Annotated in this window: 15 protein-coding genes; 5 read left to right on the plus strand and 10 right to left on the minus strand. The window is 45.9% G+C overall.

Annotated elements, in window-relative coordinates; genetic code table 11:
* Window positions 1-57 precede the first annotated feature (57 nt).
* Both gabT and GYK50_RS05020 read left to right on the plus strand, forming a co-directional pair.
* Window positions 58-1,317 carry a 4-aminobutyrate--2-oxoglutarate transaminase gene (gene gabT, locus GYK50_RS05015; protein ID WP_071001855.1) on the plus strand — a complete coding sequence of 420 codons (1,260 nt, stop codon included), beginning with the start codon at window positions 58-60 and terminating at the stop codon, window positions 1,315-1,317.
* A gap of 301 nt (window positions 1,318-1,618) precedes the next feature.
* Window positions 1,619-3,058 (plus strand): APC family permease, encoded by a 1,440-nt coding sequence (locus tag GYK50_RS05020; protein WP_093068191.1) that lies wholly within the window; start codon window positions 1,619-1,621, stop codon window positions 3,056-3,058.
* Window positions 3,059-3,146: 88 nt separating this feature from the next.
* Here the strand turns inward: GYK50_RS05020 and GYK50_RS05025 are convergent, their stop codons facing one another.
* From GYK50_RS05025 to GYK50_RS05070, 10 genes are all read right to left on the minus strand, one after another.
* On the minus strand, window positions 3,147-4,520 hold the full coding sequence (locus tag GYK50_RS05025) for an NAD-dependent succinate-semialdehyde dehydrogenase (RefSeq protein ID WP_093068195.1): 1,374 nt from the start codon (window positions 4,518-4,520) through the stop codon (window positions 3,147-3,149).
* Window positions 4,453-4,830, minus strand: a complete 378-nt coding sequence (locus GYK50_RS12845) for an agmatine deiminase family protein (protein WP_227674257.1) — start codon at window positions 4,828-4,830, stop codon at window positions 4,453-4,455. The genes GYK50_RS05025 and GYK50_RS12845 overlap by 68 nt, the downstream gene beginning before the upstream one ends.
* A gap of 67 nt (window positions 4,831-4,897) precedes the next feature.
* The gene (locus GYK50_RS05035; RefSeq protein ID WP_093068198.1) at window positions 4,898-6,274 is read right to left on the minus strand and encodes a glycosyltransferase; all 1,377 of its coding nucleotides are present in this window, start codon (window positions 6,272-6,274) and stop codon (window positions 4,898-4,900) included.
* Between the two features lie 153 nt (window positions 6,275-6,427).
* A complete protein-coding gene (locus tag GYK50_RS05040) occupies window positions 6,428-7,300 on the minus strand; it encodes a TIGR03915 family putative DNA repair protein (RefSeq protein WP_071001852.1) in 873 nt (290 codons plus the stop codon).
* A 318-nt stretch (window positions 7,301-7,618) separates the two neighbouring features.
* Complete coding sequence (locus GYK50_RS05045; RefSeq protein WP_071001851.1) at window positions 7,619-8,887, minus strand: putative DNA modification/repair radical SAM protein; 1,269 nt, start codon at window positions 8,885-8,887, stop codon at window positions 7,619-7,621.
* A gap of 237 nt (window positions 8,888-9,124) precedes the next feature.
* The gene (locus GYK50_RS05050; RefSeq protein ID WP_071001850.1) at window positions 9,125-10,027 is read right to left on the minus strand and encodes a hypothetical protein; all 903 of its coding nucleotides are present in this window, start codon (window positions 10,025-10,027) and stop codon (window positions 9,125-9,127) included.
* Between the two features lie 502 nt (window positions 10,028-10,529).
* Window positions 10,530-11,006, minus strand: coding sequence for a transcription elongation factor GreA (gene greA / locus GYK50_RS05055; RefSeq protein WP_071001849.1), 477 nt, complete (start codon window positions 11,004-11,006; stop codon window positions 10,530-10,532).
* A gap of 326 nt (window positions 11,007-11,332) precedes the next feature.
* Entirely contained in the window at window positions 11,333-14,596 is a 3,264-nt protein-coding gene (gene carB, locus GYK50_RS05060) for a carbamoyl-phosphate synthase large subunit (protein ID WP_212564373.1), read from the minus strand.
* A gap of 152 nt (window positions 14,597-14,748) precedes the next feature.
* Complete coding sequence (carA, locus tag GYK50_RS05065) at window positions 14,749-15,990, minus strand: glutamine-hydrolyzing carbamoyl-phosphate synthase small subunit (RefSeq protein ID WP_212564374.1); 1,242 nt, start codon at window positions 15,988-15,990, stop codon at window positions 14,749-14,751.
* 563 nt (window positions 15,991-16,553) lie between these two features.
* Window positions 16,554-17,102 carry a phosphatase PAP2 family protein gene (locus GYK50_RS05070; protein ID WP_212564375.1) on the minus strand — a complete coding sequence of 183 codons (549 nt, stop codon included), beginning with the start codon at window positions 17,100-17,102 and terminating at the stop codon, window positions 16,554-16,556.
* A 262-nt stretch (window positions 17,103-17,364) separates the two neighbouring features.
* Between GYK50_RS05070 and GYK50_RS05075 the strand changes: the two genes are divergently transcribed.
* From GYK50_RS05075 to prfB, 3 genes are all read left to right on the plus strand, one after another.
* Window positions 17,365-17,901, plus strand: coding sequence for a gamma carbonic anhydrase family protein (locus tag GYK50_RS05075; RefSeq protein WP_212564376.1), 537 nt, complete (start codon window positions 17,365-17,367; stop codon window positions 17,899-17,901).
* Window positions 17,902-18,139: 238 nt separating this feature from the next.
* Window positions 18,140-18,841 carry an HAD family hydrolase gene (locus tag GYK50_RS05080; RefSeq protein ID WP_186474258.1) on the plus strand — a complete coding sequence of 234 codons (702 nt, stop codon included), beginning with the start codon at window positions 18,140-18,142 and terminating at the stop codon, window positions 18,839-18,841.
* Window positions 18,842-18,956: 115 nt separating this feature from the next.
* Window positions 18,957-20,052 (plus strand): peptide chain release factor 2 gene (prfB, locus tag GYK50_RS05085; RefSeq protein WP_156770966.1). Its coding sequence is split into 2 segments (ribosomal slippage): window positions 18,957-19,028 and window positions 19,030-20,052, totalling 1,095 coding nucleotides; the frame shifts between segments, so codons are not numbered across the junction.
* Window positions 20,053-20,064 lie beyond the last annotated feature (12 nt).

Below are 20,064 nucleotides of genomic sequence, written 5' to 3' on the forward strand. Positions count from 1 at the left end.
CTGAACCGCCAATCACTAGATGGCATTTATGTTACGAACACAGAAAAGGACATTCCCATGACTACCAATCAGTCATTACTTGAGCGCCGCAAAGCTGTTTTACCAACAGGACTTGGGGTTGCCTTTCCTATCTTTGCAGAAAAAGCAAAGAACTCAGAGATTTGGGACATTGAAGGCAAGCGTTATATCGACTTTGTCGGTGGTATCTCAGTATTGAACACCGGTCATAGCCATCCAAAAATCACCCAGCGTGTGCATGAGCAGCTCGACAAATTTACGCACACTGCGGCGCAAATGATCAACTATGAGTGCTATGTGGATTTGGCAGAAAAGCTGTGTGAAAAAGCACCGATCAGCGGTGATAAAAAAGCGTTCTTTTTGACTACTGGCGCAGAAGCGGTCGAAAACTGCATCAAGATTGCACGTGCTAAAACGGGGCGTCCAGGTGTGATCTCTTTTGTTGGTGGCTGGCATGGTCGCACCATGATGTGCATGAGCCTGACTGGTAAAGTACTGCCATACAAAAAGAACTTCGGCCCAATGCCAGGACCTGTGTTCCATGCATTGTTCCCTGCAGAAGAGTTGAATGTGACCGAAGAACAAGCGCTACATAGCCTTGATATGATCTTCCAAGCAGACATCGATCCGAGTGAAGTGGCAGCGATGATTGTTGAGCCAGTCCAAGGCGAGGGCGGTTTCCATCAGGTAACGCCATCATTTGCCAAAGCACTACGCGAGATCTGTGATGAGCATGGCATCGTGCTTATTTTTGACGAAGTACAGTGTGGTTTTGCTCGTACAGGTACGTTGTTCGCCACTGAACAGTTAGGCGTCGAGCCTGATTTGATGACTGCCGCGAAAAGCTTGGCGGGTGGTTATCCTATCTCTGCGGTCATCGGCCGTGCTGATATCATGGATGCGCCGCAAGTCGGCGGCTTAGGTGGCACTTACTCTGGTAACCCGCTCGCCTGTGTGGCTGCGCTTGCTGTCATGGAAGTGATCGAAGAAGAAAACTTACTGGAGCGTAGTATCGAGATTGGCGATACCATCGCGTCGTTCTTAAAAGGCTTGAACCTAAGCAGCATCGGTCATATCCGTCATAAAGGCGCGATGCTAGCGTTTGAATTGATTGATAGCGAAGGCAAACCTGATGCAGCAGCAGCAGCCAACCTAAAAGCAAAAGCATTTGAGCAAGGCTTGCTACTAGCGTCTTGTGGTATGTATGGCAATGCTATTCGTGTGATGGTGCCATTAACAGTTGAAGACGAGGTGCTACAAGAAGGTCTTGATATCATTAAAGATATCCTTGCAGCTTAATAGTTATCGAGTGTCATAAAATTTAGCGATGGATCGCTTCTAATCAAACATTGATTTTGATTGAAAAGTTATAGTGAAGATAACGGCAAGGTTGCCCTTATGACACTCACATGGAGTGTGATTTTAAACGGCGCCTTGCAAGTCAAGGCGCCGTTTTTGCTATGTGAATATCAAACAACGAGCAATCGGCTTTCTTTGGCGGAAACGATATACAGTAAATATGATGGGTATTACTCCATTAAATAGAAATAGTGTAACCATAAAAGGTTCACACGGATGACACACAGACAAGGAGTAGGTTATGTCTGAATTAAAGAAAACGTTAGGTGTGTTCGATATCATTGCGCTGGCATTCGGTGCGATGGTTGGTTGGGGCTGGGTCGTGCTGGCGGGTGGTTGGATTATCTCGGCAGGCATCTGGGGCGCAATCAGTGCATTCTTAATTGGCGGTCTTGTGGTGGTTTTGATTGGCGTGACCTATGCTGAATTGGCGGCATCTATGCCTATCACAGGAGGCGAGCACACGTATACACACCGTGCACTGGGGGTAAATATATCCTTTATCTGCTCATGGAGTATTTTATTTGGTTATTTTTCCGTCGTTGCTTTTGAGGCGGTGGCACTGCCAACCGTTGTCGAATATGTCATTCCCAATTATAGTCAAGGCTATCTTTGGAATGTCGCAGGCTGGGATGTTTATGCCACGTGGGTAGCTGTCGGTATGCTTGGCTCCATCATTGTCACCTGGCTCAATATACGCGGTATGGAAGTCAGTGCGTGGTTCCAAAAGTTGGCCGTCGTCGGTATTTTCTGCGTCGGTATCTTACTATTCGTTGGTGCGTTATTATTCAATCCTGAAACCTCCAACTCAGTACAAGCACCAAACTTTATCGGTGGTATGGGCGGTATCATGACGGTGATGGTGATGGTACCGTTTTTATTCGTGGGCTTCGATGTGATTCCACAAGCCGCAGAAGAAATCAACCTAACGCGTCCAAATATCGGCAAATTTTTGATTGTCTCTATTATCATTGCCGTGCTTTGGTACGTGGCTGTCGCTTGGAGTGTGGGCAAAACCCTGCCGCTATTGCAAGCACAAGATTCAACATTGGCGACTGCTGATGCGATGACCAACGCTTGGAATGGTAAATGGGCAGGTACGCTGCTGGTTATCGGCGGTGTACTGGGTATTTTATCAAGCTGGAACGCGTTTCTTATTGGTGGCAGTCGCTTATTGTACGCCATGGGTAAAACGCACATGTTGCCACAGTTCTTGTGCAAGCTACACCCTAAATACAACACCCCGGTCAATGCGATCTTGTTGATCGGTGGCCTTGCAACACTAGCGCCATTATTTGGTCGCAAAATGCTCGTGTGGATTGTTGATGCGGGCGGCTTTGGTATCGTTATCGCTTATACTTGTGTTGCATTGTCATTTTTAGTGCTACGCTACCGTGAGCCTAATATGATACGTCCATTTAGAGTACCAGCAGGTAAATTGGTTGGTGTCATCACAATCGTACTCAGCCTTGGTATGTTGGCGCTTTATCTGCCAGGTATGCCGTCGGCATTGGTTCCTATCGAGTGGTGGATTTTCCTTGGCTGGACGGTTCTTGGCGGCGCAATGTATGGCTATGCGTCAATGAAAAACCCTGGTAAGAGTAAAGAGATTATGGATCATGAGCTGCATGAGCTCAAAATCATTAATCAACAATGGTTAAAAGAAAATCCATATAAATAATAGTCTCATTTTAGACAGTTAACTACCTTAAAAAGCCTAACGTCAAACGTTAGGCTTTTTTAGTGCATACAATCAAGTGCTTATACGATTAAGACTTATCACGGATAAGCTTATAGTTTAAGAACTCAGTGATACCAAGCGTACCAAGCTCGCGACCAAATCCTGAACGTTTAACGCCGCCAAATGGGGTATTGGCTTCGGTACCAGACGGCGCGTTGATAGTGACCATGCCCACTTCTAATTTATCAGCAATATCAGCAGCTAGGGCAGCATCTTGCGTTTGGATAGAAGCACCAAGACCAAAAGGCACATCATTAGCAATCTTGATAGCGTGATCGACATCACGAGCCTTGTAGACGACAGCGACAGGACCAAACAACTCTTCACGGTAGACATCCATTGATTCAGTGACATCTGTTAGTACCGCAGGTTTGAACCATGCACCAGGCTTATCTTTGACCAGTCCACCTTCTACTAGGACCGTCGCGCCTGCTTCAACGGCACTATCTAACTGCGCTTGCAGATTGACCGCGGCAGCCTTTGAAGACATTGGGCCGATAAAGGTTTTTTCATCAAGAGGATTGGCCAATGTCATACCACGTACAGCATCAGTAAAGCCCTCAACGAACTTGTCATAGACAGACTCAAGCACGATTAGGCGTTTGGCGGCGTTACAGGCTTGGCCGGCATTACCAAAACGACCAGAGATCGCGCCTTTTATCGCTTGTTTGATATCGGCATCTGCTGCAACGATAAAGGCATCGGAGCCGCCAAGCTCCAACACGACTTTTTTGAGTGCGCCGCCTGCTTCTTTGGCAACGGCTTGTCCAGCGCGCTCAGAGCCAGTGAGTGAGATACCTTGTACACGCTTGTCATGAATAATAGTCGCTGCCTGCTCGTTGGTGGCAAAGATATTGTTATAAACACCTTCAGGTACGCCGACCTCTTTGAACATATCAGCGATAACTTCTGCAGTCTTAGGGCATTGAGGCGCGTGCTTTAAGATAATAGTATTACCTGCCATAAAGTTTGGCGCGACAAAACGTGCCACTTGATAATGCGGATAATTCCACGGCATGATACCGAGTAGAACGCCAACAGGACGTTTTTCTACCGAAGCTGATCCTGAGTCAACGTCAATGGTATTCGGCGCGAGTAGCTGCTCAGCATTGTCTGCATAGTAACGATAGATCTCAGCGACCAGACCGATTTCACCCTTGGCTTGTGCAACGGGTTTACCCATCTCACCCGTCACGATACGAGCCAGCTCGTCTTGACGTTCCAGATAGCTATCGGCAATTTTATGCAGTAGTGCACTGCGCTCGCTTAGTGAAACCTGACGCCAGTCTTGATAGGCGTTGTCAGCCTGCTCGATGACTTGCTGGATGTCTTGTTCAGTGGCGGTAGGGTAAGTGGCTTCTAGTTCGCCAGTGGCTGGATTGTTGATTTGATAATCGCTCATACTTTTTCCTTATTTTTAGCGTGTTTTTGGGTTTAAAATCCATTTTTGTGTTTATGCTTATATTTTCAGTTACTGCTATGCTTTCATTTGCTAATAAGTGCGATTTATTATGGTTCATTGTAATACAATGAATATTACCGCCGCCATAGACAATCTCTTTTATGCGTACTCCCACTACTTGATGCTGCGGAGAGATTTTTTCAAAGTGCACATACACCAATGACTTATTAGGCTCGTGTTCTGTAACTTTAAACTGAATACTCATCTTAATACAGATTGAAAATGCCACTTCCATTGCTGGAAATGGCATTTTTTTGCTTAATACATCTCATCATGACTGAGATTGGCTCCTGCACAGATAGAGGTAGGCAGTCAGCTTATGACTTTTGATCAGCGTCAGGTGCTTCTGATTTGATATCTACTTTTGTTGTTTCTTCTACTTTTATTTCATCTTCTATTTCTGGCGATTCCGCTTTACTTGCTTTTTCTTTGATCAATTTGACTTTTGGGCGTTTGGGGATGGGTTCGACATGTTTGACCGCCGCACCAAAGGCAGGTTTATAGGTCTTTTTAAGGCTTCTTTTGGTTCTTCGTACGGCGAGCGCATCGGCCTCAGCCTGTTCTTCTGCCAGCGCAGTATCGTACAATCCTTGGTATACCGCGATTGTCTTTTCGATCATCTCACGCATGGTGAATTTGTTGGTCATCTCAGGTCGCGTCACACTTTCTAATTGATTGCGCACCGCTTTACATAACGAGTTGGCATTGTGTTCTTTTACCAAACCTTGCGGATAGAGCGGTTGTAAGATTTCGCTAAAGGCGGCTTTATCCCAGCCAATGACAGGTGTGCCCAAATGAATCGCTTGCAGGGCATTAATGCCGATCGATTCTGGTTCATTGGCAAGTGCCATAACGATATTGGCCGCTGAGAGCCATTCACGCATGTCATTACGCTTGCTACCCACATAAGTAATGCGCTCAGCCAACCCCAGACTGTGAGTACGTTGACGAAAGTCTTCATGAGCGACATCACCATCTTTATCATCATCGTCCATAATGATGACATGAATATTGGGAAATTGCTCTTGTAGATTGCCCAAGATATCAATCAGCCATTCTTGACCATACTCATTGCCAATGACCGTTGGAAATACGAGCCACTTCTTATGCTCAAGCTCAGGATATTCCGCAAAGGTATGACGCAACCAATAGACCGATGGATTGTGCCGATAAGGATAGCGCCGAGTATCAATGCCGCGGTAGATACGCGTGATGACTTTGGGATCGGCTTCCTCGCGGCGCAGTCTTCTTGTTAGATATTGGGTGACGCTATCAGAGACCGTTATAATTGTATCGACATTGAGCAATGCTTGAGAGTATTTATTGATAGGATAAAACCCATACATGGTCGAGACCAGCTTTGGGAAACGCTTGACCCGCGCTCGGCGCAATGCTAAATGCAATATCCATGCAGGGGTGCGCGAATGTACATGAATGACATCAGGCTCATACTTCTCAATCAAATGCCGTAGTGCTGAAACTTGCAGCAATGACAGCCACGATTTTTTGTTCATGTGGACTTGATGATAGTGATTGCCATCACGCTTGAGCCGTCTGACCAAGTCATTGCTCTCATCAGCGCTAGAAACAATGATCGAGGTATGCCCGTTTTTGACCAGTGCGCGCCCAAGATGAAAAATACCGCGCTCGGATTCATCATGCTTCAAAGACGACAGTAGGCGCATCACTTTCATAATAACATAGGTCACAGGTTAGGAGGATCAAGCTGCTATTGTCAGTTAAAAGCGCATAAAACTCAACCATCAAGATAAAAAGATGGCGTCAGATATGTGGCTTTCCAGCAGATATGAGCATAATTTTCTTGGCTCAAAACTACTCAAATGTATTTAGCGGCGTTTTTGTAGATGCTCAGCGTTGGGCAATACTTGTTTTTCGCTTAAGTATTTCCAATATCGCTGCGGTAGATATTGCCTGTGTAGCTTGGGATTTTTGCGCTCCTTGATATTGACGTTGGTAAAGTAGCCTTGCCAAAACTTTTGATAACGCTGCTCATCAGGGCTATGAATGCTGGCAGGATTGCGTAGTACCGCATCATCAAGGTCGGTGATGGTTTGTAGCGGCGCGGGACGAGTAGGCGTGCTATTACTTTTATCATAATAAATGCCGTAGCCGCGTGTCAGATCATAAATCGCCCAGTGCTGATCTTGATAACGCTGACGAAAATGCTCCCCAATCAGTGGCAATACATTAAAATCAGGCTCGACCCGTGCAAAATAAATATCATCGGTCGTGTGCTCAAAACGTACAAAGGCCTCCATGCGATGTTTTTCACGGCCGACGGATTTGACCGTCTGTACCAGCTCTAACACATCCAAGTGACCAAGATCTTGCATGATATTTCGGCTAGGGTAGTCAATGGCATACTTAACCACACGGAATAAAGTCGTGCCGATATCGTCCTTTTCTGATAAAAACCCCCACAAGATATTGCGCATACCTGAGCGACCAAGCAAGCTATTTAGTTTAACCAATACGCGCTCTGCGTTGTCTGCATCCGTTGCGACGCTAATCGCTTGCGCAATCAAGGAGGGTATATAACAGTCTTGAGCGGTGAGTTTGAGTGAGGCGTCTTCTTGCAATCGATTGGCATAGACATAAAACACCGCGCTGAGCCAGCCCTCAAAGCTTGGCTCATACAGCACAATGCTGGGCGTTAACTGACCGATAGTATAATTGTCGTTTTGCACAAGTGCTGACATGGTTTATCCTGAAACGATGTGAAATGTATTTTGGCTCGCCATAAAATGTATGTAAGTATTGTCAAATGCTACTGGGGGATATTTTTCTTGCGTGCTGTTCGCATCGCGTGACAGAGGCTGCAAAAAAGAGTCCTGTCCCCTGCTTTTTATCGTTGGGGCTGATGCTAAAATTGCCCCATACTGCGTTACAAATCTCGCTAAGGCATCTGCATTATCGTCGCTTTGTGCCTTGTCTGGAACAGTTTTAGCGATCAGCAGTGCCTATTTGCGAATGTTCAACACGCCCTAGATTGATTTATATTTATGACAATGCCAAATTTAAAACAACGCTAGCTGTCCGCTACGTTGATCTTTAAACTTGGTCTGCGTTTGCGCCAGTACATACTGACGGAAGTTATCGCGTGTCAAATGGGCAAGGTGCTCGTTTTTGCCAGTGGTTGCGATAAAATACTTGGCACGGTTGACCGCGGCTCCCATCTTTTTTAGATGATAGAGCGTCAACTGGTTAAATTTGCGCGCTTTGACGATTTTTTTGGCCGTCTTGGTACCGATGCCAGGGATACGCACGATCATCTCATAAGTCGCTGTCTGAATATTGACGGGGAAATGCTCGCGATGGCGTATCGCCCACGCCAGTTTTGGGTCACAGTCTAAGTCCAAAAATGGCGATTCTGGCTCGACAATTTCATGCGCACCAAACCCATAAAAACGCATTAACCAATCTGCTTGATATAGACGGTTCTCGCGCACCATCGGCACAGGGGTCCCAATCGCTGGCAAGCGATTATCAGAGAGCATCGGTACATAACCTGAGTAATAGACACGCTTGAGATCGTAGGTTTTGTAAAAGTGACTCGATAGCTGAATCACTTGCAGATCCGTCTCGTTACTTGCACCGACGATCATTTGACTGGTCTGACCCGCGGGCGTAAATTTAGGCGCTTTTTTGTGGGTTTTGCGACTCTCACGGATAGTTATAATCTCTTCTTTAACCGTTTCCATCGGTGCTTTTAGCTCATCATGTGACTTCTCAGGCGCAAGCAATGCGAGCCCTGACTTAGTCGGAATTTCGATGTTGACGCTCAGACGGTCTGCATATAGTCCTGCCTCTAGCAATAGCTCTTTTGAAGCGCCAGGAATAGTTTTTAGATGAATATAACCGTTAAAACGCTCGCGAGTACGCAGGAGCTTGGCAACTTCGACCAGTCGCTCCATCGTATAGTCGCCACTTTTGAATATACCAGAGCTGAGAAATAGCCCCTCAATATAGTTGCGGCGATAAAACTGCATGGTCAAATCAACCACTTCTTCAACCGTAAAAGCAGCGCGCGGCGTGTCGTTGCTTTTACGTGAAGTACAATACGCGCAATCATAGATGCAATGGTTGGTCAAAAGAATTTTTAGCAGACTGACACAGCGACCATCTTCGGTATAGCTGTGACAGATACCGGTTGCTGAGGCATCGCCTAGAGCGCCGCCTTGGTTTTTGCGAGTACCAGCGGAGGAGGAGCAAGAGACATCATACTTGGCAGCGTCAGCCAAGATATTGAGCTTGCCCTGTAATCTTTCATAATTGATGTTTGCCATAAGTCGGTTGTTACCAATTAATTAACGAGTAACCATTTTACCAAAATATGTATTAAGTCATTGTATTTATAAGAAAATTTAAAAAATAACACGACAGATAGTGTCGTATCCATCAAGAGGTTGTGAGCGAGCATACATGCTACTCGATATGACATACATTAAAAAAGGCCTTGAATATTCAAGACCCTTTGCAACATGATACTGTTAAAGATACGTATTTTGTAGTGAGTGCATTATTTATTGAACCTTGGCACGTATCACGACGGTTTGATTACCATTGGCATTAAGATTTGCTAAGTTCCATTTCAGGCCAGAGTAGTTTTCTTGCACAACAACGGTATTGCCAACTTGCTGAATGGTTTTATAAGTGTCGCCGCCAGTGGTGGCAAACGTTGGTAATGGGCTATTTAACGATACCAGCTGGACGCCGCTTGGCAATGAAACCATAGCATTGATGTCATTAACTGGCTGTGCCGTGGTGTTGGTGTATGTGGTGTGATACTCAATGATATCACCAGGGGCGATATGGTTGGCAGGCACCGCAACTTCACGTCCAGCACTATTCTTCATGATTTTCATGACCTTGGTGTTTGCATTGACGACACCCGGCGTGCTAAAAGTCGGGGTCAATTGCAAGGTATCTAACGTGGTCGTCGTGATTTGATTGCTCACAGATGGATGGATAGATGGCTGGTTAGTGATGACGGTTGTCGCTGGGGCATTCATCACAGGTAATGGAGTAGCGGTAGTGACAGGCAGGGCTTGTGTCACAGTGCTAACTGGCGCCGTGACGACGTCTACCTTGGTGACGCTATTGGTCACTCGATTGGTTACAGGTACGCTTGTGACAGTCGTGCTGCCTTGAACCACAGGAGATTGGCGAACGACATAGCGCGGCACAGTCGTCACTTTTGTCACGGCATAAGGCATGCCATCTTGCATGGTGATACCGTTAGGTGTCGCAGTAATAGTGGCTGTTTTGCCATCAGAGTATTGTTCAACTACCGTCGTGCTACCACCAGCAGATGAGCTAATCGCAATCTCAGGATCGGCATGGGCTGAGGATGCAAGCACCATACCTGCGAGCATTGCAGATACCGTGGTGGTTAGTGCTGATGGTGTATAAGATTTCATGGTCATAATAGACTCCTTAACAGTATCAATAAAAAAAAGCAGCAATAAGTAAAACAGCAATAATTAACGTCTAAACAAGCAAAACCCCCGCTAAATGACACCAAAAAGTATGCCAAATAACGAGGGTATCAGTACTGACGATAGTCGGTGTCTATAATCAGACCATCATTATTTTGAGTAAAAGTGCTTCAGTATAAATTTACATCGATATTATGTGGGTAATATCACCTAATATAAAAATTACGATGCACTAAAAACTCAAATAATTATGTGCCAAAACAAATCGTGTATAAAAGCTGCATTGTGTAACCGAAACGGTATAAATGCTATCAATACGTAATGTTGCTTATATTCATGTTATTGGGTAGCGAATAGCCAGCCGTATCTGTCACTGTCAAACATGTTTGCTATTTAAGAGAACTAGTATTTAAAGAGCTATTATTCAAAGCGCCTTTCATCCAGCCTTGAAAGCATCACGCCTACGGATGACCAGAAATAGTGAGTCTTATTAGTCGTAGATAACTTTCATCACTTCGTATTCCACCACGCCCTTTGGCGTTTCGATACGTACTTCATCGCCTTCAAACTTACCGATGAGGCCACGAGCGATCGGTGAGTTAACTGAGATTTTGCCAGCCTTGAAATCGGCTTCATCATCGCCGACGATTTTGTACTGTTTTTCTTCTTCAGTGTCCATGTTTTCGATTATGACGCTGACGCCAAACACGACACGACCTTCTTTTGGCAATGTTGAAGGATCGATGATTTGTGCGCCGCCAAGCTTGGCTTCGATATCACGAATACGCGCTTCGCAAAAGCCTTGTTGCTCACGGGCAGCGTGGTATTCAGCGTTTTCTTTTAAATCGCCGTGCTCGCGGGCTTCAGCAATCGATGCGGTGATGCGTGGACGGTCGACACTTTTTAACTGTTTTAATTCAGCTTCTAAAGCTGCATGTCCTTGCGGAGTCATGGGATAACGTTGCATGTTTTTTCCTTAAACCAATAACACCACACCATCTCATAAGGAGATGGTGCCAGTGTTGTTGCAATGAGTATGAAATATAAAAAGAGCGGGGTTCAGATGGTGTCGTTAGTAAATAGGCTGTTGTGTGTTAGCACCTCTACTTTTAGCACCAAGCGCACTGAACCTTACGTAATAAAAAGCATAGTCGCAGTTCAGCCACTATGCTTTTGTAGGTTTGTCTCTTTCAAGATATTGTTTTTTTAACGTATGATTATCACAAAATAATCAATAACAAGTCTTGGCTAAGCTTTTATATAAGCTTAGCGGTTATGCTTAATCTACTGAAATTATTCAGCCGCGTCAATAGACTTTGCTTGCTCATGCAAATCTTGTAACTTATAGACATCAAACGGTAAGTCAATGGCATAAGATTTACAAACCGCATCGGCTGCGCCTAACGTCGTGACATAGAATACCTTGCCCTGTAGCGCACTACGGCGGATAGAGAACGAATCCTCTTGTGCCTGCTTGCCTTCGGTCGTATTGATAATCAGGTCAATTTTGCCGTTTTTCAAGGCATCAACGATGTGCGGGCGACCTTCAGTGACCTTGTTGATTTGCTGACTTTCGATACCAGCGTCGCTCAGTACTTTCTGCGTGCCAGTGGTTGATACGATATTAAAACCGAAATCTGCAAGCTGACGGGCGATTGGGGCGATTTGTCCTTTGTCGCTATCACGAACTGAGATAAAGACCGTTTTGGTCTCGCCCTCAGTAGGCAGACCCGGCAGACGCTCATTACTACCGATGATGGCTTTGTAAAATGCTTCGCCAAAGGTTTTGCCCACGCCCATGACTTCGCCTGTTGATTTCATCTCAGGACTCAAGATTGGATCAACACCTGGGAACTTAGCAAATGGGAACACCGCTTCTTTGACCGCATAAAATGCTGGAACAATCTCAGTCGTAAAGCCTTGGTCCTTGAGTGAGGTGCCTGCCATACAGCGAGCCGCGACCTGAGCTAGCGAAGTACCGATACACTTAGAGACAAACGGTACGGTACGTGCAGCACGTGGGTTCACCTCCAAAATATATACGGTTTCGCCTTTAACCGCAAACTGAACATTCATCAGACCGACAACGCCAAGCTCTTTTGCCATAGCAATGGTTTGGGCGCGCATCACATCACATAGCTCATCAGACAATGAATATGGTGGTAGTGAACATGCTGAGTCACCTGAGTGGACACCTGCCTGTTCGATATGTTGCATGATACCGCCGATGACGACATCATTACCATCACATACGCAGTCGACATCGACTTCGATAGCGTCATCTAAGAAGCGATCAAGCAGGACAGGCGCTTCGTTTGAGGCTTGTACTGCGGTGCGCAGGTAATGTTTTAGCTCATCTTCGTTATAGACGATTTCCATCGCGCGGCCACCTAACACATAAGATGGACGTACCACCAATGGATAGCCCACGTCTTTTGCTTTAACCAAGCCATCTTCTAAGCTGGTTGCTAAAGCGTTCGATGGTTGTACAAGGTTTAGCTGCTGAATCATATGCTGGAAGCGCTCACGGTCTTCAGCACGGTCGATCGCATCAGGACTCGTACCGATGATTTTTACGCCCGCTGATTCTAGCGCACGCGCAAGTTTCAATGGCGTTTGGCCACCGAACTGCACAATCACACCGTCTGGGTTTTCGATACGGACGATTTCTAGCACGTCTTCTAATGTGATTGGCTCAAAGTACAGACGGTCGGAGGTGTCATAATCGGTTGAAACCGTTTCTGGGTTACAGTTGACCATAATGGTCTCATAGCCGTCTTCACGCATGGCAAGCGCTGCATGTACACAGCAGTAATCAAACTCGATACCTTGACCGATACGGTTAGGGCCGCCACCGATGACCATGATTTTTTTCTTGTCAGTTGGGTTGGCTTCACATTCGCTATCGTAGGTTGAGTACATATAAGCGGTGCTGGTCGCAAACTCTGCAGCACAGGTATCGACACGCTTATACACGGGATAGACGCCTAAATCCCAACGCTTTTTGCGTAGTTGCTTTTGTGAGATACCAAGCAATTTAGCCAAACGCAAATCTGACAAGCCTTTACGCTTAAAGCGACGTAGGTTGTTTTCGTTTAAGCCACCAAAGCCGAGTGATTTTACGGTCGCTTCAGTCTTAACGATGTCTTCGATTTGTACCAAGAACCATGGGTCAATCTTGGTGTAATTAAATACGTCATCAACGCTCATACCGACACGGAAGGCATCAGCAACGTAATAGATACGCTCAGGCGTTGGAATGGTTAAGCGGTTGATAATCTCACTACGAGCCTTCTCAGCACTGACTTTGGATAAATCAATTTGCTCATCGAAACCATCCGCGCCAGTTTCCATACCGCGTAATGCCTTTTGCATCGACTCTTGGAAGTTACGACCGATCGCCATCACTTCGCCAACCGATTTCATCTGAGTCGATAGGATGTTGTCCGCTTGTGGGAATTTTTCAAAGTTAAAACGCGGTATCTTGGTGACAACGTAATCAAGTGCAGGCTCAAAGCTGGCTGGCGTTTTGCCGCCTGTGATGTCATTTTGCAATTCATCTAGGGTATAACCGATTGCCAGTTTTGCCGCGATTTTGGCAATCGGGAAGCCAGTCGCTTTTGAGGCGAGGGCAGACGAGCGTGATACGCGTGGATTCATCTCGATAACGACCATACGTCCCGTATCAGGGTTGATACCAAACTGGACGTTTGAGCCGCCTGTTTCAACACCGATCTCACGCAATACTGCGAGTGACGCATTACGCATGATTTGGTATTCTTTATCGGTCAACGTCTGCGCGGGTGCGACAGTGATTGAGTCGCCTGTATGCACGCCCATTGGGTCAAAGTTTTCGATGGCACAGATGATGATACAGTTGTCGTTTTTGTCACGAACCACTTCCATCTCGTACTCTTTCCAACCGATGAGTGATTCATCGATGAGTAGTTGATGGGTCGGTGATAGATCAAAACCACGCTCGCAAATCTCGATAAACTCATCGCGGTTATAAGCGATACCACCGCCTGAACCGCCCATGGTGAATGAGGGACGAATGATACAGGGGTAACCCATCTTTTCTTGAGTAGCAAAAGCTTCTTCCATGGTTTCGGCAACCTCAGCGCGCGGGCACTCAAGACCGATACGTTTCATCGCTTTGTCAAACAAATCGCGATCTTCTGCCATCTCGATGGCGTCTTTGGTCGCACCAATCAGCTCGCAGTCGTACTTGGCCAATACGCCGTGCTTATCTAGGTCTAGGGCGCAGTTGAGCGCAGTCTGTCCGCCCATGGTTGGCAGGATTGCATCAGGACGCTCTTTGGCAATGATTTGCTCAACGGTCTGCCAAGTGATCGGCTCGATATAGGTCGCATCTGCCATGACAGGATCGGTCATGATGGTCGCTGGGTTTGAGTTGACCAAGATGACACGGTAGCCTTCTTCTTTTAGTGCTTTGCACGCCTGTGCGCCTGAGTAGTCAAACTCACACGCTTGGCCGATAACGATGGGGCCTGCGCCAATGATAAGAATGCTTTTTATGTCGGTACGTTTTGGCATAGTTAGAGCTACCTTCGTTTGATGATATTTTAAGTAATCTTTATTTTTAATAACGCTTATGGCGTTTTATACTTACAATGCGTTGTTACAGTACTGCTCAAACCGCTTTTAGCGATTCAAGCACTGACTTATTATCAAGTTATAATGAATCGTTAAGCTTGAGCAGTTTTAGCCGCTTCCATCATCTCAGCAAACTTATCAAATAGCGGACCACAATCATGCGGGCCAGGGCTGGCCTCTGGGTGACCTTGGAAGCTAAATACTGGCTTGTTGGTCAGCTCGATACCTTGGTTAGTACCATCGAATAATGAGCGATGCGTTGACTTAACGTTTTCTGGTAGCGTGTCTTCATCAACCGCAAAGCCATGGTTTTGACTGGTGATCATCACTGTGCCAGTCGCTAGATCTTGTACTGGATGGTTGGCACCATGGTGGCCCGTTTTCATTTTGATGGTATTGGCGCCGCTGGCAAGACCGATTAGCTGATGGCCTAAGCAAATACCAAAGGTTGGTACGTCTGTTTCTTCAATAATGTGACGTACGGCGTCGATAGCGTAGTCACAGGCGGCAGGATCGCCAGGGCCGTTTGATAAGAAGATACCGTCTGGGTTCATCGCGAGCACATCAGCAATAGGCGTTTGTGCTGGGACAACCGTCACATGGCAGCCGCGGTCGACGAGCATACGTAGGATATTGGTTTTGCTACCGAAGTCATAAGCGACGACGTTGAATTTGGCATCGATATGAGTGCCGAGCTGCTTAAAGAAGCCGCCAGTACCACTGTCATGGCTACCCGCCACGTCACGGTTGAGTAGGGTGTCTGATAGATCCCATGTGCCTGCTGTCCACTCAAAGCTTTCTGTCGTGCAGCATTCTTTTGCCAAGTCCATGCCCTTTAGACCTGCAAAGCCTTGTGCCAGCTCAATCGCTTTTTGCTCATCTTCAACGCTGATCGTCTCGCCATCTGATGCGGTCATAATACAGCCGTTTTGTGCGCCTTTATCACGTAATAGGCGGGTCAACTGGCGTGTATCAATTTCAGCGATAGCGACGGTATTGTTACGCTGTAGATAGTCGCTAAGCGACTCAGAGTTGCGGAAGTTAGAGGTTGCCATAGTGGCGTCACGGATGATCAGACCGTCTGCCCATACTTTGTGACCGTTACCAGACTCGGTATCCTCGGCATTGGTGCCTGTATTACCGATATGCGGATAAGTTAGGGTCACCAGCTGTCGCGCGTAACTTGGATCGGTTAGAATTTCTTGATACCCTGTCATGGCGGTATTAAATACCACTTCACCAACACGATGACCTAGGCTGCCGATACTGACACCGCGAAAAATTGTACCGTCTGCTAGTGCCAAAATTGCTTGTGTTTCTACCGATGAATTCAAGGATTGCCTCCGCTATTATTGGTGAGTGCCATCATGTTTTGTTGGTCTAAAATTGCTCCGTATCCTTTTATTTACGGCATTTGACTGCTATCAGATAAAATAAATCAAAGGACGACACACAAAAATTTTCCACAAAAAAGCGAGAAGACATTATTGATGAAAACTACAAAACTCACTCGATAGTGAATAGGTAACTTGCATCATGTCCGCTCGCTTAGGCACAGATTTTGCGTATTATATACAAAATAGTAACTTATGGCTAGGGCGTGTTGAACATTCGCAAATAGGCACTGCTGATCGCTAAAATTGTTCCAGACAAGGCACAAAGCGACGATAATGCAGATGCCTTAGCGAGATTTGTAACGCAGTATGGGGCAATTTTAGCATCAGCCCCAACGATAAAAGCAGGGGACAGGACTCTTTTTTGCCGCTTCATCGTTAAAAATAAGCGCTTAGAATGACTAAACTTATTATTTTTAACATCGAATCGCCTAAAAAACAGTCGCTGTCAGTGCCATGGTCGAATGTTCAACACGCCCTAGTATCAAGGGCAAACTGAGTGATTAAAACTGGTAGTGGACAGACAGCCCGTAATAGTCAGGCGCAAGATTGGTTGTGATGAGAAGCTGATCGTTATAGCTTTTGGTCAAATACATACTACTGGCAACCCCTAGTGCTGCACCAGCAAATACATCAGCCACATCATGTTTTTCCGCTTTAACACGGCTATAACCCACAAAAGTTGCGCCAACATAAGCTGGAATACTATATTCTAATCCATAGCGTTTATGAATGAAGCTTGCGCCCTGAAATGCCAAAGAAGTATGTCCTGATGGGAAGGAGTCATTGTCGCTATGGTCAGGACGCTCTTTATTAATGGTTGACTTCACAGCATAGGTCACGGCAAGATTGGTAGCAAATGATTGATAAAATTGCTGACGTCCCTCTTTATCATTCATATAATGCGTGCTGCCATAAGCAATGGCAGGTATGGCAACCGCAACAATGTCACCGGCTCTCTCCAAACTTGAGGTATTTTCAGCATAACTGGGCGCGGTGATGATCACACTACTTGCCAACAAGATAATAGGTACGTGTGTTTCGCGAAGCATGGATGCGTCCTTAGTAGGGTAGCGGTACTTGTTAGGGCAGGCGCTACGATAGCAAAATGAGAATGTTGGCCTTGCTAATTGTACTATAAAGTGGACATACGATAAGGTATTAAATGGGATTGTATACTGTAAAATATATTTTTTATGGCTATGGTCCAAAGTGAGATGGTTCTTTGACATGCCAATCAAATAAGCATAAAAATGATTGTGGTATAACCAATGACTTACTCCAAAATAACATTATCCTTACTAAGGAAAAACGATGATATTTAAATATTTAGACAAAACCCCTGAGTTTGCTGTACCGTTCAACGGTTGGATTGCTGACTCGGCACAAGTAATCGGTGATGTGTATTTGGGTCATCAGGCCAATGTTTGGTTTGGTGCGGTGATACGCGGCGATAACGATCGTATTCATATCGGCGACTATAGTAATGTGCAAGAAAATAGTGTGATTCACACTGATGCAGGTATCAAAGTGACTATCGGTGATTACGTGACTATTGGCCATCTAGCGATGCTGCATGGCTGTGAGATCGGTGACAATAGTTTGATTGGTATCGGTGCGGTAGTACTCAATAATGTCAAAATAGGTAAAAACTGCCTGATAGGGGCGAAAGCCTTAATTACTGAAGGTCAGGTTATTCCTGACAATTCCCTGGTGATGGGCGCGCCTGCCAAAGTCGTTAAGACACTGACAGATGAGCAAGTAGCGATGTTGAAAATGTCAGCGCTGCATTATTCTGAGCGTTGTCAAAAATTCAAAACAGGTTTAACAGAAATAGCGATGCCTGACTAACTAAGCGCTTATTTTTAACGATGAAGCGGCAAAAAAGAGTCCTGTCCCCTGCTTTTTATCGTTGGGGCTGATGTTAAAATTGCCCCATACTGCGTTACAAATCTCGCTAAGGCATCTGCATTATCGTCGCTTTGTGCCTTGTCTGGAACCATTTTAGCGATCAGCAGTGCCTATTTGCGAATGTTCAACACGCCCTAAAAGATCCATATTTTTTCACAACCAACGATAAGGTCTCACCATGCAGGCAAATCCAGCACAAAAACAACAAAAACAACTAGCGCTATTTGATTTAGATCATACCTTACTGGATGTCGATAGTGACTATCTGTGGGGTGAGTATATCGTCAAGCACGACCTTGTCGATGAGGCTGAGTACCGTACAGCCAACCAGAAGTTTTATAATGACTATATCGAAGGGACGTTAGATGCGACAGAGTACAATGAATTCGTCGCGCAGTTTTTGAGTAGTCTGCCGCTTGATAGACTTGATGAGCTAAGAGAAGATTACATCAAAAGTGAAATCGAGCCACATATTCGCCCAAAAGCAATGGAAGCATTGTGCCAGCATATTGAGCAAGGGCACGATGTGGTGATTATTTCTGCAACCAATGATTTTGTGGTGTCCGCTATTGCCAAGCGTTTTGGTATTGAGTCAGCCAATGTATTGGCTACGCCGCTTGAGATCAAAGACAATCGTTATACGGGCAAGCTGACTGATAAACCAAACTTTCAGGCAGGCAAGATCTACCATTTAGATAAATGGCTTGATAAGCAGCAAGCAGCGGGCATCACCTTTGAAAAAACCTATGCCTATTCAGACTCCAAAAACGATATCCCGTTGCTAGAATGGGCGGATGTGGCGATCTGTGTGTCACCTGATGAGGCGCTACATGCTCATGCCTTGGCGCATCGCTGGGCAGTAGAAGATTGGTCAATATAGCTTAATGGATGCATAAGTGGTTATCACCATGATAATTAGCCAACCATTTATGATCAATCTCATTTAAAATAGCGCCAAATGCGTTATTTATTTTTTTAGAAAAACAGGAACACTTATGGAAATCAATCCGTATCAAGAACAGATTAAAGATTTATCCGAGCGCGGGCAGGATTTGCGGAGGTATCTTTGACTTCGATGGTAAGCAAGAACGCTTAGAAGAAGTCAATTTAGAGCTAGAAAACCCAGAGCTGTGGAATGATCCAGAGCGTGCCACCAAGATCAATAAAGAAAAAAGCCACCTTGATGGTGTCATCGATGTGGTGCTCTCTCTTGAAACCACGCTAGAAGATGCGTCTGCCATGCTAGAGTTGGCAGTAGAAGCAGAGGATGAGTCCTTGCTAGCTGACGTGCAAAGCGAGCTAGATGATGCTGAGCAGCGCGTGGCTGATCTAGAGTTCCGCCGTATGTTCAGCGGCGAGATGGATCCAAACAACTGCTACTTGGATATCCAGTCGGGCAGTGGCGGCACCGAAGCACAAGACTGGGCGGAGATGCTGCTGCGTATGTATACACGCTGGGCGGAAGCTCATGGCTTTAAGGTAGATGTGATTGAAGTGTCTGCTGGCAGTGTCGCGGGTATCAAGTCGGCCACCATTGAGATTAAAGGCGATTATGCGTTTGGTTGGCTGCGTACCGAGATTGGCGTCCATCGTTTGGTACGTAAGTCACCATTTGATAGCAACAATGGTCGTCATACCTCATTTGCGGCGGTGTTTGTCTCGCCTGAGATTGATGATAATGTCGAGATTGACATCAATCCTGCGGATTTGCGTATCGATACCTATCGCTCCTCAGGAGCGGGCGGTCAGCACGTCAACACGACAGATTCTGCGGTACGTATTACCCATGAGCCAAGTGGTGTGGTGGTGACTTGTCAGAATGAGCGTAGTCAGCACGGTAACAGAGCCACGGCAATGAAGATGCTGCGTGCTAAGCTCTATGAGCTTGAGATGCAAAAACGTATGGAAAAACAACAAGCGGTTGAAGACAATAAGTCTGATGTCGGCTGGGGCAGCCAGATTCGCTCATACGTGCTCGATGATTCTCGTATCAAGGATCTGCGTACCGGCGTTGAAACCTTCAACACGGGCGCGGTACTAGATGGCGACCTCGATCAGTTTATCGAAGCCAGTCTAAAAGCAGGTCTATAAAATAGAATTCAA

This window comes from Psychrobacter pacificensis (assembly GCF_018336615.1).
Taxonomy (GTDB): Bacteria; Pseudomonadota; Gammaproteobacteria; order Pseudomonadales; family Moraxellaceae; genus Psychrobacter; species Psychrobacter pacificensis.